At 37.0% G+C, this 15,809-nt stretch carries 13 protein-coding genes; 6 read left to right on the forward strand and 7 right to left on the reverse strand.

Annotated features, from left to right (window positions below; genetic code table 11):
- Positions 1 to 50: 50 nt before the first annotated feature.
- A complete protein-coding gene (gene nhaC / locus C9J36_RS13470; RefSeq protein WP_430010639.1) occupies positions 51 to 1,427 on the forward strand; it encodes a Na+/H+ antiporter NhaC in 1,377 nt (458 codons plus the stop codon).
- A 265-nt stretch (positions 1,428 to 1,692) separates the two neighbouring features.
- Here the strand turns inward: nhaC and C9J36_RS13475 are convergent, their stop codons facing one another.
- The gene (locus C9J36_RS13475) at positions 1,693 to 2,073 is read right to left on the reverse strand and encodes a hypothetical protein (RefSeq protein WP_107943442.1); all 381 of its coding nucleotides are present in this window, start codon (positions 2,071 to 2,073) and stop codon (positions 1,693 to 1,695) included.
- A 258-nt stretch (positions 2,074 to 2,331) separates the two neighbouring features.
- The gene (locus C9J36_RS17540; protein WP_235616075.1) at positions 2,332 to 2,529 is read right to left on the reverse strand and encodes a hypothetical protein; all 198 of its coding nucleotides are present in this window, start codon (positions 2,527 to 2,529) and stop codon (positions 2,332 to 2,334) included.
- A gap of 254 nt (positions 2,530 to 2,783) precedes the next feature.
- On the opposite strand from C9J36_RS17540, the gene C9J36_RS13485 reads away from it, so the two are divergent.
- The gene (locus C9J36_RS13485) at positions 2,784 to 3,617 is read left to right on the forward strand and encodes an EAL domain-containing protein (protein ID WP_235616076.1); all 834 of its coding nucleotides are present in this window, start codon (positions 2,784 to 2,786) and stop codon (positions 3,615 to 3,617) included.
- A gap of 13 nt (positions 3,618 to 3,630) precedes the next feature.
- Entirely contained in the window at positions 3,631 to 4,587 is a 957-nt protein-coding gene (locus C9J36_RS13490) for a GGDEF domain-containing protein (protein ID WP_107943443.1), read from the forward strand.
- 154 nt (positions 4,588 to 4,741) lie between these two features.
- Here C9J36_RS13490 and C9J36_RS13495 read toward each other — a convergent pair whose 3' ends face one another.
- Positions 4,742 to 5,182: an 8-oxo-dGTP diphosphatase gene (locus tag C9J36_RS13495; RefSeq protein ID WP_107943444.1), complete on the reverse strand. Its 441-nt coding sequence runs from the start codon at positions 5,180 to 5,182 to the stop codon at positions 4,742 to 4,744.
- A gap of 237 nt (positions 5,183 to 5,419) precedes the next feature.
- Here C9J36_RS13495 and C9J36_RS13500 point away from each other — a divergent pair, with 237 nt between their 5' ends.
- Together C9J36_RS13500 and C9J36_RS13505 are read left to right on the forward strand one after the other, a co-directional pair.
- Positions 5,420 to 5,827 (forward strand): hypothetical protein, encoded by a 408-nt coding sequence (locus C9J36_RS13500; protein ID WP_107943445.1) that lies wholly within the window; start codon positions 5,420 to 5,422, stop codon positions 5,825 to 5,827.
- A gap of 13 nt (positions 5,828 to 5,840) precedes the next feature.
- Entirely contained in the window at positions 5,841 to 10,709 is a 4,869-nt protein-coding gene (locus C9J36_RS13505; RefSeq protein WP_107943446.1) for a DUF4132 domain-containing protein, read from the forward strand.
- Positions 10,710 to 10,856: 147 nt separating this feature from the next.
- Here C9J36_RS13505 and C9J36_RS13510 read toward each other — a convergent pair whose 3' ends face one another.
- Complete coding sequence (locus tag C9J36_RS13510) at positions 10,857 to 11,753, reverse strand: helix-turn-helix domain-containing protein (protein ID WP_201261955.1); 897 nt, start codon at positions 11,751 to 11,753, stop codon at positions 10,857 to 10,859.
- A gap of 208 nt (positions 11,754 to 11,961) precedes the next feature.
- A complete protein-coding gene (locus C9J36_RS13515) occupies positions 11,962 to 12,543 on the reverse strand; it encodes a hypothetical protein (protein WP_107943447.1) in 582 nt (193 codons plus the stop codon).
- A 110-nt stretch (positions 12,544 to 12,653) separates the two neighbouring features.
- Between C9J36_RS13515 and C9J36_RS13520 the strand changes: the two genes are divergently transcribed.
- Positions 12,654 to 13,514, forward strand: a complete 861-nt coding sequence (locus tag C9J36_RS13520; protein WP_107943448.1) for an AraC family transcriptional regulator — start codon at positions 12,654 to 12,656, stop codon at positions 13,512 to 13,514.
- A 53-nt stretch (positions 13,515 to 13,567) separates the two neighbouring features.
- On the opposite strand, the gene C9J36_RS13525 is transcribed toward C9J36_RS13520, so the two are convergent.
- On the reverse strand, positions 13,568 to 14,455 hold the full coding sequence (locus C9J36_RS13525) for a glycine betaine ABC transporter substrate-binding protein (protein ID WP_107943449.1): 888 nt from the start codon (positions 14,453 to 14,455) through the stop codon (positions 13,568 to 13,570).
- Between the two features lie 435 nt (positions 14,456 to 14,890).
- Positions 14,891 to 15,634 (reverse strand): DUF2087 domain-containing protein, encoded by a 744-nt coding sequence (locus C9J36_RS13530; protein WP_430010640.1) that lies wholly within the window; start codon positions 15,632 to 15,634, stop codon positions 14,891 to 14,893.
- Positions 15,635 to 15,809 lie beyond the last annotated feature (175 nt).

Consider the following 15,809-nt stretch of genomic DNA (forward strand, 5'->3'; position numbering starts at 1 on the left):
CACTTCAACGCGTTGCAGTGAAAGAGTAAACATCTTAGAGGAGGCTTCTTATATTGCGTACAGAAATGAAAGTAGCTCCCTCATTTTGGGAAGCGGTTATAATCGTTTTAGCAATTATCGGTATTATGAGTGCGAGTATTATTCAATTTGGCGCACCACCACATATCCCGATTCTTATCATTATCACTTTATTAATTATATATGGCTTATTAAAAAAGGTGCGGTTCCAACAGCTTCAGCAAGGAATGGTAAACAGCGCTCAATCTGGTCTAGCTGCCGTTTTTATTTTCTTTTTAATCGGTGTACTCATTAGTAGCTGGATAATTAGCGGGACGATTCCTACATTGATTTATTACGGTTTTTCTACTGTAACACCTAGCTTTTTCTTTGCTATTGTCTTTGTTATTACATGTATTGTTGGCATCACAATTGGTAGCTCATTAACGACTGTTGCTACAGTCGGTGTTGCGTTTATTAGCATGGCGAGTACGATGGATTTATCACTTGCGCTAACAGCAGGCGCTATCGTATCAGGTGCATTTTTCGGTGATAAAATGTCACCACTTTCCGATACGACGAATTTAGCATCTAGCATTGTTGGCATCGATTTATTTGAACATATTAAAAACATGGCATGGACAACTGTGCCAGCATTTATTATTTCTATCATTGCTTACGCACTTCTATCACCAAAGCGTACAACGGCATCTCTTGAAAGTATCGAAGCTTTTCAAACGACACTATTCGCAACAAACTTAGTGCATTGGTATGCATTATTACCGCTTGTACTACTAGTTATTTTGTCTATAAAAAAGATACCCGCATTGCTAACATTAGCGATAGGCTCTATATTTGGTATCGCGCTATCTTTTCTACACGACACACTTTCAATGGCTGCGATATTAGATATTCTATTTAACGGCTACACATCCAATACATTAAATGAGGATGTTAATACGTTGCTCAGTCGTGGCGGTATTGCGAGCATGTTTTTCACTATTACATTAGTATTGCTAGCATTAAGTATGGGTGGTTTATTATTTACGCTTGGTATTATCCAAAGTATTTTCGCTAAAATTGAATCCACACTCACAACAGCACGCTCCGTTATTACAGGTACTGCAATTACAGGTGTTGGCGTCAACACTTTAGTCGGTGAGCAATATTTAGCTATTTTACTGACGGGTGAAACTTTCCGGGACCAATATAAAAAAGTCGGTCTTGCACCAAAAAACTTAGCTCGCGCAATAGAGGATGCTGGCACAGTCGTCAACCCACTCATACCATGGAGTGTTTGTGGCATCTTTATTACAGATGTGCTGGGCGTCTCAACCGTTGATTATTTCCCATTTGCCTTCTTCTGCTTGCTTGGACCAATTCTAACGATTTTCTTCGCTTGGAGCGGGAGAACATTGTCAAAGATTTAATTGAATCGTTTTCAATGCCACTTTAAGTCCAATTGTTTCTATCGCTGAAGCAAATAGCCCAATTTATCGTAAAAGTACAGTTATCCAGAAAATGTCGCACTTTCTGAACAACTGTACTTTTAATTATTTTTGGGTTGTCTGAAAAGCCCATTTTATTTTGACACCGCATTGAAATAAAGGGTTGCATCGCTCCACCTTTACAGCAGGGTAACACTGCTAAAGCTAGTGTTCATCGCATTTTTAAAAGACTCCCTCTCTATTTAGTTTAATCAACAGGATAATAGAGCTCTTTTCGTGAGCATACATCTTTATGACGTAATTCCTCTCCCTTAAATCGAATCCAAATTTCATCATCTGCCATGACACCATGCGTTTTACGCACAATGCCCCAGCGATTGTACGCTTGCATACCTAGACTTTCAAGTAGTTCAGCAGCATTCGCACGTGTTGGTGGGAACGTTCGCCATTTGAGCCACTTTTCAAGCTCTTCTAATGTGATATGTCCCTCCATATTCGGTGAAAATTGCTTGTTGAAATCACTTATATAGTTCACAACATAAGGCGCTCCGCCATTTGAAGGCTTCAAATCGACGGTTGCAATCATGTCATCCATCCACATGATATCAAACTTCATATAATCAATCATGTGTGCCACTTCCTTCCACAAATAAATGTTTGAAGCTAGGATCTTTTAGTTGTGAGTGAAGTACTTGCTTCGCACGTCCAAAATCCATAGTGTTTGATTCGACAGCTTCTAAAAGTGCCTGTTTATTGATAAAGGCTGGTCCTGTATAAAGGCTAAGCTGCTTTGAAAAACTTGAATTGAACGGCTTTGCTTTTACTTTACGTTTTAAAATCGATAATGGCTTACTAGGCGTGTAGTCCTTTTCACCAGATAATAAACTTAATCCATTTGTTGTAACGTAGAGTGAGCCAGTACAAGTGAAGCCAGTACTTCTGCTTGCCCTTCGTATCCTCGTGTATTTTGTTTGACCCATTTGTCACCGACACGCGATTTCGATTGGTCGCCTTTACTAGATGTACTAATAATGCGTACAGCATCAGCAGGGATATAAATGGTTTCCATAACTCTCACGTCCATTTTAGTTTGAGTTTCCTCTATTATATAAGGAGTGGATAGTCTTTTCATTAGAAAGCTGCTGAGACGAATCGAGAAGGCTATTTTATGACCTATCAGCCTGAGCATGAGGCTGTCCCAAATGCAGGCTATACACGGCTTTTAGATAGTCTCTTTAGACAAATAATGATTCCAAAACAATCTTTACAAAAGCTTCACATAGTAATAATAAATAACAGGTACACTAAAGCTATTAATAATTAAAGAGGTGCCTTTTTTTGAATTTATTTTCCATGCAACAAGTACTATTTTCATATATACGAAGCACACATACGAAACGTGAAGAGGAACTACTATATTATAAAAAATTATTTGCACTAACAAAAATAATGGAGGAAAATCAGATCAATACTTTTTTCCAACCAATTATGGATTTACAAACAACAGAAACTTTCGCCTTTGAAGCGCTAAACCGTCCAAGCTCTACGAACGTATTCCCTTCCGCAGATGCTTTCTTTGAATTTATCGGACAAACAGATAGAGTATTTGATTTTGAATGCTTTTGCCGCAATTTAACATTAAAAAGGTTCAAAAGTCGTTTGCCTGATAATGAAGATTACACTTTATTTATAAATATTCATCCATCCGTTTTACTTGATAAAACCTATCAAAGCGGAGAAACGCTTAAGCTCGTGACATCATTAGGTATTTCACCAAATCAAGTTGTCTTTGAATTGACAGAAAGAAGTGCCGTAACGGATTTCGTTGAATTCGAACGTGTGCTTTCGAATTACCGAGCACAAGGATTTCGCATCGCTATTGATGATGTCGGCTCTGGCTATAATAGCTTAAAGACCCTTGTTTACTTGAAGCCCGAATTTATTAAAGTGGATGGTTCGCTTGTACGGTTTATTGACCATCATAAAGAGCAGCAGCAATTATTTAAAATGCTTATGATGTATGTGCAGGAGTTAGATACTAAAATTATTGCAGAAGGAGTTGAACGGCTTGAAGAGCTAGAGTTTCTTCAAGAGATTGGCGTACATTATGCACAAGGCTATGCATTAGGTAGGCCAAATCATGAAATTTTACAAGCCAAAAAGCCAATGTGAAAGGAAGTTGTAAATGGTTTATATAGGAGAAATGGCTGAGCAAATTATGAGTGTTGAGCCGACGAATAAAAACAAAATAATCGATCAGCATTTTACAAAAGACCAGACATTGCGCGGATTAGTTGTTACAGATAAACGTGTACCTATTGCATACATTTCAAGGACACATTTTTACGAAAAAATTGGCACTTTATACGGATACAATTTATATATGGGGAGAGAGAGCAAACTGATTGCAAAATCGACCCCATTAATCGTGGATTTTTATAAGCCTATTATGGATGTCAGCACACTCGCTATGGCACGTAGCCCGGAAGATTTATATGATGATATTATCGTTACAAAAGACGGCAATTATTTAGGCGTTGTCAGCATACGAACATTACTGTTAAAGCTCGTTGATATTCAAGTAGAATTTGCTAGCTTACTTAACCCATTAAGCCATCTTCCCGGCAATCAATTAATAGATGAGAAACTAAATGAAATATTGAATTACGAACAGTATAGCATTCTCTATTTTGACATCGACCATTTTAAAATGTACAACGATGTATATGGTTTTAAAAAAGGAGACGAGGTGTTGTTATTTATAACCGATTTGTTGAAGCAATACGTCTTGCCAACAAACGGTTTTTTAGGGCATATAGGTGGCGATGACTTTGTAGCTATTTGCACAGATTACGATATCGAAGAAATGTGTGCACGCATTATTTCAGATTTCGACCAACAAATTATTCACTTTTATGACCAACACCATTTTACAGATGATGCGTTTTCTGTTACAAATCGCTCTGGTGAACGAGTCCCGTTTCAAATAAGCACATTATCCATCGCCGTTGTCAATAATCGCTTCACAAAATATGAATTCGCTGATGCACTGTCCGATGCCGTTGCAAAAGTGAAAAGTGAATGTAAGAAATTTCAAGGTAGTTGCTATATTGTAAATGGACATGTTTTACAAAGCAACTAACCTCCAAAGAAATTTATTCCTAAATGTAGTGGTTGGATTTCTGTTGCAATCTTTAAACATAAGGACACTTCTTTCTGATAAGATATCAATATTTTATGAGAAAGAAGTGTCCTTTTTTAATGGTATAGCCATCTTCGTAATAACCGCGTATAATTCAAAACCATTTCACTTCTCCTTTTTCGTACCATCCTTCCGCATATTTTTTTTCTAAAAACATCGGTAACCTCTCCTCCATACCTTCTGCGAAATGAAGCTGCAGCAAATCATCCCTATGTACCCAAAATACATTGCCCTCATGCGTTTCAGCTAGCAATTCTCCACTAAAATCACATGTTCTATAATTAAAAACTAAATATCTTTCACCTATTTCATCATTATGCCAATGAATGACACCACATGGCTCTAAATTAGTAATTGTTAAGCCTGTTTCCTCCTTTATTTCTCTAATCGTTGACTCAATAAGGCTTTCACCTTCCTCTACATGTCCACCTGGAAAGGCAACCCCCTTCCACGATTTAATCCTATTTTGAACTAATACATTATGATTTTTTTTATTATAAATCATACACATATTGGTTAATATTACTTTCCCCATAGCTTATTCCCTCCGTCCTTCTATTAAGAATAACATTGTTAATGTAGCATGGACATTAACTCTATGAAAAACCTTCAATAAACCTTTATAAATAGGAACGTTTGTTCTATATTTAGAATAACAGAAAATATCAACAATTTCAATTACTTCTTTCGCACTATTTTGCAAAGCTTTACCAAAATTTATTATTAATCTATAAAACAGCTTTGTATAATTGAACATAAAGAGGTGGAAAAATTGCGAATTTATGCGAAAGTAAAATCGATTGGAAAACGTAAGCCTGTGCTAGAGCTACACCCCTTTGATATAACCTCAGTAGATACACTGCGTCAACTGATTACACAAATCGTCAAGCAAAATGTCAAAGCCTTTAACGAGGAAAAGACTTTTACTATGTATTTATTGGAAGAAGATATTGAAACTGCATTTGAACAAGGCAAAGTTGGCTTTAACTATAAATATAGCGATGCTAAACAGGCTGAGCAGGCTGCTATTGATGAGGCATTATCGGCATTTGAGGACGGTATTTACAAAGTACTTCATGGTGATGTGGAGCTGACAAAGTTAGACGCACCATTGCATGTGCAAGATGGAAGTATTTTCACATTCATTAAATTAACGATGCTGTCAGGTCGTCTATGGTAAAGGAGATGGTTGAATGAAGGAACAACTGCTTCAATTTTTACAATCAATGGAACAACAAGCTGAAAAGGAAGACAATGAATATCAATACGAGCATGTGGATACATTCGAAAATGTTATTAAGGAACATAAACTAACTACAATAGAGCAATTATTTGATGCTGGGCTTTTCGAGGCGTTAACAGAGCTATATGATGAGGACTTTGCTAAAGAGTTGCAAATTTATTGCTTCAAGCAAACTACACATGCCTTTCAGCAAGGTATTTATCGTCGCTCTGTCCATAGTGATTCTTTAGAGCAACATGCCAGTCACATCCTATCAATTATTGCTGCTGCCTCGCTGAATAAAAAAGCTAATGTGGTTGATATTTTACGAAATTGTCAAACTAGCTATTACCGTGGATTTTTAAATTTTTATATTGATCAAAAGGATAAGCCCCTTGCCTCACAAAGCTTTGTCGACGTGAAATTTGCTCATTTATTAGCAATGAACGACGCAGAAGCCGTGCAATATGTATATGAGGCCATTTTTGGTGAAAACAATGTCGCTATTTTAACACATCAATTAATTCGAAGCATTATAAGCAGTAATAATATGAAAATTATTGAATGGCTTGGACAGCTGCTGCTCGCCGCGCAACGTCAAGAAGGAACACGTCAAGCGATATTAGAAAATGCCGACAGAGGCACACCTCAAACGCTTATATATTTTATGAAGCTTGTAAAAGAAAACGATTTATTACGCTTTTCCTCTGTGCAACGAGCAGTTGAAACATGGATTGGACTGCAATATTATGTAGACGATAAAAAGGTTATTCAAAAGCTGTTGGATATTGCCTATGACATACTTGCTAATGGTGCTAATATCGAAGCATTCGCCAAATCGCAGGATGCTATTGAAAACTATGCGGCACTCTGGTCCACTGCAACTCTCAATGTGAACAATATCCAACCAGTTCTACAGCATTTATTACAAGGTAAAAAACATCAAATATTAACAGCACTCTGCTTCGCCCAAACAACGAATCTCGAAATCTTTTTACGCTACCAAATTTTAGATGTCATTATGAAGCACGATGATTTAGATATTTTGACACTTGCTATGCAAGATATCTTCCCATATTACACCAAATCGAAATATCATTTTTATGACCATTTTATTCACCCAGATTATTTTGAGCATTATCCGAAAGCGTTAATTCCGCGTCTTGAGCAAATTGTTGAATTGTTAGAGAAACAGGAGTATACGGTGCATGGTAAGCCATTCCCTTGGGCCAGCTATACGCTAACGAAGGAATATATTATTAATGGTCTGATGCTTTTAGCAATCGCTTGGGATGACCACGACTATGTAATGAAAATTTACAACAATCGTAAGACACTGTCGCCTAATCAACGTGAAAACTTATTAGGCTTTATCGTAGAAAAATTAAAATTGCCTATTGCTGATGAATTTCTAATCGAATGCTTACAGGAGCGCGGCACTCGTGACTTAGCATTACAACTAATTGCAAAGAAAAAAGAGCCTTTAGCCAATGCACAAATCGAGGCAATTGAGCAGCTCTTTTACTTAAAATCAGGCGCTACGAAACAAGCAATTTTAAAAGTTCTTGTAGCACAGCCATCAGCACAAATAATAGAAAGTGCTCAGCGTTTAGTGAAAAATACGAAACAGGATTTACGTTTAGGTGGCTTAGAGTTATTAGTAGAATTAAAAAAAGCAGATAATGTGGGTATTAAGGAAATTTCTACTATTACGAGTAATATTGCTAAACCTACTGAAAAAGAGCTGGAATTAATTACAGCATTAGTTGAAGATACCAGCCATAAAACTTTAGCTGCAGGCTATGGTATTTTTAATCCAAGCTACTCGAAAGATGCTATTCCACCGCTTAAGGTAACTGTTAAAAACGCAGCACAAATACTAACATCATTCGACTTAGAAAAACTCCAAGCGAAATTGCAGCGTTTGTCAGATTTATTTGAGGATTACGCCTCCTATGAATATAAGGCACGCGCATGGGATGGCGGCTCTTATGATGCACTACTTAGCAGAGAAGTAAGCCCCCTTTTCGATACAGAGGGAGAGCATATTCACAGCTATCCTTTAGCAGATGTATGGTTAAAGTGGAAGAATGATGTGAGGCTAACAGTCTTAGATTGTGTAGTAGTTGAACTTTTTGTAAAACAAAGCTATTACGGCAAAGAACCTTGGGATAGAGGTTTAACGGACGAAGCGAAAATGTTATTAGGGAAATGGATTAATTTCGACAATATTAACGGTCTCAATTATTGGTTAAACACCTTACCACACGGCGGTAAAGTGCGTAATATTGTTGGTTTACTGTACAATACAGAATACAGTCATATCGAGTCGTTCAACTTTGTATATAGTACGGCTGTTGATATTTTCCAAAATTTATCAATGATACAAAAATGGTTTGAACGAATTAATTTAGAATCTGATTGGTCAGCTCATAATTATGAAACATATCCGCTTTATCAAGCATTTATGAGGATTTGTGAGCGTCACCTTGATACAGATGAGCAATTTACTCAGCTATTCTCCCTTTATGCAGCAATCACTACACTGCGTGAGCAGCATAACAAGCAAACTGGCGATGGAGCCGCTTACTTACCGATTTTATATGCAAATGATGAAGTAATTGCTCGCGCACATCGTTTAGGGCTGGTCCCCATCGATGCTTGTTATTTAAAAATGTTTAATCCACTTGCTGACCGCTATCATGCGGCCGATTTATACAATCAGAAGCAGCGTGAGCAACTTATTACGAGCTATCCATTTTTAAAGGAAGTATATGAAAAATCCACTGAGCGTATTATTGATATTGAATTAAGTCGTGGTGATATGCGAACTGAAGTAAGCCATATCGCTAATTATTCATTAAAGCCTATCGTAGGTGTGACTTATTTTGCCCGAATTATCAATGCTTTAAAGGGACTAACACTAGTGCGAGGTTATATTTGGTCAAATGACTACACAAAGCGTGAAGTCTTTTCTAGTATGCTAGAGAATTGTAAGCCAGATTCTAGTGAAACTGTAGAAGATTTAATAGCTGCATTACAACCGTATGAGTTTACTGAAGCTGAGCTTTTAAATGCGATGATGTATACACCTGCCTATATTTCACTTGTGAGTGAGTATTTAGGTTGGAAGGGGCTGGAAAGTGCCGCCTGGTATTTCCGCGCACATACGACTGATACATTGAGCGACGAAAGTATGAGTCAAATTCAGCTTTATACAAGCATTACGGCAAATGAGCTTCGTGATGGCGCATTCGCAAAAGAGTGGCTGCTCGAATGCTATCACGAGCTTGGGAAAGAGCGCTTCAATAAACTGTACGATAGCGCTAAATATGCCTCTGAAGGCGCTACGCATCGTAGGGCACAGCTTTTTGCCGATGCCGCTTTAGGACATTTGAAGCTAAAGTCTTTAATGGATGAGATAGCTGACAAACGAAATAAAGATAAGCTACGCTGTATTGGTCTTGTACCATTAAACAAAAAGCTTCCATTGAAGGACGCCTATAAACGCTATCAATTCATTCAAGCATTTTTAAAGGAAAGCAAGCAATTTGGCGCACAGCGTAGAGAAAGTGAAAGCCTTGCGTGCCGCATTGCTATTGAAAACTTAGCGCGAAACCTAGGCAATGATGTTACACGCTTTGTATGGCGTATGGAAATTTATGAGCTAGATGCGATTAAAAAATATTTCGAGCCGACTGAAGTGGAGGACATTACACTATACTTACAGGCAAATGAAGAAGGACTTGTAGATTTTGTCGTTCGAAAAGCTGGAAAACAGTTAAAATCAGTGCCAGCTCGTTTGAAAAAGAATAGCATCATTAAAGAAATGACAAATGTCCGAACACAATTACGTGAACAGCAAAGTAGGTCTCGTAAAGCTTTTGAAGAGGCGATGGAGAAAGGAACAGTCTTTACTTTTGGCGAAATAAAAGGTCTACTAGCCCATCCAGTTTTAGCACCTATGCTAAAAAAGCTTTATATTGTTAGCGGTGCAACTGTTGGCTTAATTAAGAACTTAGCGCTAGCAGATGATGCAGAGGCTCGCATTGCACACCCATATGATTTATATGCATCAAAAAGATGGTCTGAAATTCAGCATGAAGTATTTGCAAACAAAATCATCCAGCCATTTAAGCAAGTTTTTCGCGAGCTTTATGTTATCAATGCAGACGAACAGGATAAAAATGTGTCAGGACGCTATGCAGGGCATCAAATCCAGCCACAAAAAACGCTTGCACTGTTGAAATCGCGTGGTTGGACAGCTAACTATGATGAAGGCTTACGCAAAATTTATTATGACCAAGACATTATTGTAACAATTTATGCAATGGCAGACTGGTTCTCACCAGCTGATATTGAAGCACCAACAATTGAATATGTAGCATTTTATCACCGCCGTACAGGCAAACCGCTATTACTACAAGATGTGCCACCTTTAATTTTCTCTGAGACAATGCGCGATGTTGACTTAGTCGTAAGTGTTGCACATATCGGTGGTGTAGACCCAGAGGCTAGCTTCTCAACAATCGAAACGCGTGCAGCCATTGTCCGTGAGCTAACACAAATGTTAAAACTAACAAAGGTTTCTGTTGAAAAACAGCATGTTATTATCGAAGGCTCGCTTGCCCATTATAGCGTTCATCTAGGTAGCGGTACTGTGCATAAAATTGGTGGTACAATGATGCCAATTTTAGCAATCCAATCACAGCATCGTGGACGAATTTTCCTTCCTTTTGCTGATGAAGACCCGCGCACAGCAGAAATTATGTCAAAAATTATTCTGCTTAGCGAAGACAATAAAATTAAAGACCCTTCCATTTTGCAATGGTTAAAATAGAAAAAAGAGAAGCGTCTCAAAAGCAGTGCATGACCTGCTTCTGAGACGCTTTGTAAACCAAGATAAATTAGCATATTTGCAATTACAATACTGGGTAATGGAAATCGCATTTTTCACTGCAATTCTTTTCTCATTATATCCCCTAGTCTATTCCTCAAAGGATAAATTTGTTGGCATGCTTAATATATCGGCTTGTATTTCTAAATTCGTTGATGCTACATTTTCATCTACTTCCTCAAATGCTAATTGATCAACCCATACTTGACCACGCCCTGATAAAATAATACCAAATGATATAATCGAGCTGTCCTTTGGTACATCTAATACAATGGAATACCTACTCCAATTTGTCGTTCCTTTTATTGGACGATTACTCATATTATCGAACTGAACAACATCTCCACTAGCATTGTCAACTCTCATCCACATACTAGCAAATAACCCCACATCTTTCGTTTTTAAAAAGCCCGAAAGTCGAATACGCTTATTCAAATAGTTATCAGCTTTAAATTGTTGCATCATCGTGGCAAAGCTATCTCCTTCTAGGACCGTTTTCGATTTTAAATATCCAGATGCTTTCCCTTGATGCACAACCTCCCGGTCAACCCCCATCTCATAATTAAATGGGTCTGCCCCACTTAAAATCCAACCTTTTATTGGTTTATTCATATAAGATTCCTCCTTATTTTTCAGCGCTATAGACATTAGCTTTCGGTATTGACCAGGTGGCAAATGATAATGCTTTTTGAATGCTCTCGTAAAAGCCTCCTGTGATTCAAAATCATGTGCAAAGGCAATATCAATAATTTTCTCATTTGTATATAGCAGCATAGCCGATGCTGCTGCTAACCGTCGCATTCTTATATAATCACTTATGGACATACCGATAACCATTTTAAAAATCCGATGAAGATGAAATTTAGAAAAACCAACATGTCTTGCGATTTGCTCAATTTCCAATGATTCATGCAAATGCTCCTCTATATAATCAATCACCATATTTAAGGAGAATTCATAATTCACGATGATTTCCCCTCCTTTCATCAATAGCATAACAAAGTGTATAAAATGATTTTTGATTTTTATTGCTAAATTTTGAAATAAAAAGAGCTAGTCAGAAAGTAGAAATCATCTACCTTTCCTAACAGCTCCAAAAATATTACTTGCTTTTAAAATAAAACAGCAAAATTAAATGATACATTATGTTCACCTCTGTTTATTTACGAGCCCTTTATAATATAAGTTTCATATATTAGTCCATCCAATAAAAAATTGCATCCCATACTAAATAATCTTTTGGCTCTCTAAAAGTTATTGCTATATTTGCTTTAAAGGGGAGCTGTTTTTCTACATCCTCCCTGTACAAAATCCCATAATTGTATTTCATAAAAAGGCGTTGTAAGTTTTCATATAACTCCTTTAAATGTGGCGGAATCAGCAATTGTTGCGGTTCTGCCAAACTTGTCATCGCACCACTATGCCATTCTCCCTTTACATAGCAGGTCGATTTCTCCCCTTTGCCAATTAATACAACAGGGGCAAGCATACTAATATTGACAATCAACCCTTCCCTTTCCTCCTCCATTACATCTTTTTCTCGCTCTTTACGTGTCAACATATCAGTTTTATAAACAAACCATTGCATATATGATGCATACCCACTACCAAAGTGTAACGGCTCTACTTCGCAGCGCACTGGCAATGATTTTTCTAACTCGGCTTTAATTCTCTTTAAATAACTAATTATCAAATGTTCATCCCCTGTGTCATATGGGAACATTTCGCCAAGCACTTTACCTTTAATAAACTGCTTTAATTGTTCGTTTGTAAACACCAGGTAACCTCCCTTTTTCTTAATCATATCAAACGATTATTTCCGTTTATAAAATATCGAGTGGGAAAAGGCTTTTTTCGTTACGATAAATATATAAAGGAGGGATATAAATGCTACAAAAATTTAATCAATTAATGGATTATATAGAGGCTCATTTGACGGAAAGTATTTCGGGAGAAACTATTTCTCAAATTGTTGGGCTATCCGACTATCATTTTAGAAGAATGTTTTCTTATATGGCAGGCATGTCATTAACTGAGTATATCAAGAATAGACGATTATCCTGTGCGAATGCCGAACTCGTCAACGGTGAAAAGGTGACAGACCTTGCCTTTAAATATGGTTATCAATCCGTTGATGGATTTTCAAGAGCATTTCGCGACTGGAGTGGCTTTTTGCCCTCTGAAGTAGTGAAAAATAAAATTCAAAAAACATTTCCGAAGTTTTCATTTTTTATTGATATTAAAGGAGGTATTTCAATGGAATTTAAAATAGAAAAGAAAGAAAAGTTCAATTTAGTTGGCGTAACAAAAAGAGTACCAATCCAATTTGAAGGAGAAAACAATGCCATTATTGAATTAGCCCAAACAATTACGGAGCAGCAACGAACAGAAATGCATGAATTAGGCGATTTATATCCGCATCAAGTATTAAATGCTTCCTACCATTTCGATGAAGGTCATTTGGAGGAAAAGGGAGATTTAACACATATGATTTGCTTTGCAACAACAAAGGAAAATCCATATGACGACTTAGAGCAACTCACGATAACAGAAAATACATGGGCTATTTTCCCAAATCGCGGACCATTTCCCTCCACTTTACAGCAAACATATGCCAATATTTATGCGGTGTGGCTCCCGTCTTCAAATTATAAGCTATTAGATGAGCCAATCATTTCCTTTACACGCTATGATGATTCAACTGATAATGTTTATAGTGAAGTTTGGGTTGCAGTGAAGGAAATATAGCGTTATTAAAAAAAGGGCGTCCCACAGTAAGTAGTGGTCGCCCCCTTTTCCCATTATTTCGGCTCGAGGTCCTCAATTGAATCAATATCCACATATGCTGGCACAACCAAGCCAGAGCGTGCGCCTGTCATATTTTCACCTAAATCGATAAAATTATCTTTATGACTTTCATAAAAAGATTGGTGTGTTGTAGGTAGCCAAGGTGCTACCGTCACGTCAGCAGCATTGGTAGCAACCGCTTGGAACATAACTGCTGGGTCAACTTCCGTTAATGTAACATTGTAGCCTCGCTGTGTTAAAACTGTTTTTACGACATTAGCTGAAGCCATTTCTGATTCCCACGGAACAGAGACGAGCCGAACTTCTTCCCCATTCCCTTGCTCAGTCCCTTCTAACCAGCCATTTACTTTTTCTTCATTGCTCATTACCCAATTTTCGGCTGCCTCCTCAAAGGATGATTTTTCACCTTCAGCTATGACCACCTGCATATCATCTAATTCCCAATGGAAGGCATCTAAAATTTTATAGACATTTGGCATATCCCTGTCAAAATTCAATCTTGCGAGTGTATGGATGCTCTCAGTGCCTCCATAGACGTTTTTCGGGTCATCTAAAAACTTCAAGTCATAGTCCTCGAATTTCCAATGTGGGGCCCAACCTGTTACGACAATTGGCTTTTCATTTTTAATTGCCTCATCTAAAAGTGCAAGCATCCCTGCCGTTGAGCTTTCTTCAATATCCCAACCTGTTAAATTTTCATACTCATTAAGCACATTATGCGTGGACTCAGATATGCCAGCCCCCGGCTCAATGCCTGTAATTGTATAGTTCACGGCTTCACTTACACTATCAAAATTCTGTGTTTCTTCTTTGTCACTACAGCCTACTAACAAGAAAGAAAGTGACAATGCTGAAAAAATACTAGCTTTTTTAAAACTCATAAAATCCCCCTCAAACAATTTATTTTTCAAGGATAACATATAACGCCAAATGTAACAACTTATGAAATAAAACAAGTTGTTACTTAGGGCGCAAATAAAGCTCAAAAAAATATAAGCCCCGTTTAATGCTATATTGCTGTAAATCCTCGAAACACCTTATCTTTCAATGAATCTTTTGCCTTTCCAAATGCGTATTATAGTGTAAGGGCACTATAGACAGAGGGAGGTAACACATGAGCTTTTTAATTTCTCTAATTATTTTTTTAGCTATTTTATTTGTTTTCGGTGGCATCTTAAAAATATCATTTACTATTTTAAAATATATTGCATTCATCGTTATATTAATTTATATTATAAGATTTGTTATAGCATTACTCTAAATTAAAAAGGTGGGAAATGTACAATAATCACATTTCCCACCTTTTTTAAATTCCCCTATTCCTTCACCCAGTAAGATGAACCGTCTGTATTGCGGTCCATAAATCCATATTCAATCAAATAACGTCTTAAAGTAACAAAATCCTCATGGACGCTTTTTAAAATCATATTCACTTCTTTTTCTGTATAAACTTTGCCAATCGTAAACCGCTGTAAAATATGCTGTAAAATAATAAGCTTTCTCTTTTCCTTACTAGGAATCGTTTCAATACTACCATCTAAACCTTGTTTAAAATAAGTTTGTAGCACTTTTTCACGCTCTTTATCCTCGATACTATAACGCTCATCCACCTGTGTCGCCCCCCTATGAATTTTATAATGATTCGGTTCTGAGAGTAACTGCATTAGGGCTAGGAAGATTTTAGCCTGTTTTTCCTTTTCGCGTAGCTTAAAACGATGTTGTCGCACTGTTGAAATATTGTTAACGCTGCTTTCTACAGTAATTTCTTTATCCGATAAGCCTTCATAAAACAGCTTCAGCATCTCCTGCTGCACCTCTGACAAACCACTTGTTTTTTTATCCATTTGCAAAAGGGCGTGAAATGCCGTACCATGCTCTTGCTGTATATGTACCTGTACCATCCCCTTAGCCGTTAAAAACTTATGATGAAACGGATACACCTCATGTAAACAAAACACTAGGTCACAATGAAGACAGCGATATTGCAATCCATCTAATTGATAGCCTTTCATCAATTCCTCAACCGATATATTTTGAAAATCCACCATTACCACCTCGATAAATATAATATAATATATTTACCAATTTGTAAACAAAATGATATATTGTTTATAAATATATTAATTAGCTCGTTTTATATAAATTCATCTTTCAAGAATTAAATCAAAATTGGCTGTTGACATCGTTGAAATTTTAAGATAAATTAAGAGCTAATTTAAAAGGCAAAGAAAAGGA

The organism is Metasolibacillus fluoroglycofenilyticus, assembly GCF_003049645.1.
GTDB lineage: Bacteria > Bacillota > Bacilli > Bacillales_A > Planococcaceae > Metasolibacillus > Metasolibacillus fluoroglycofenilyticus.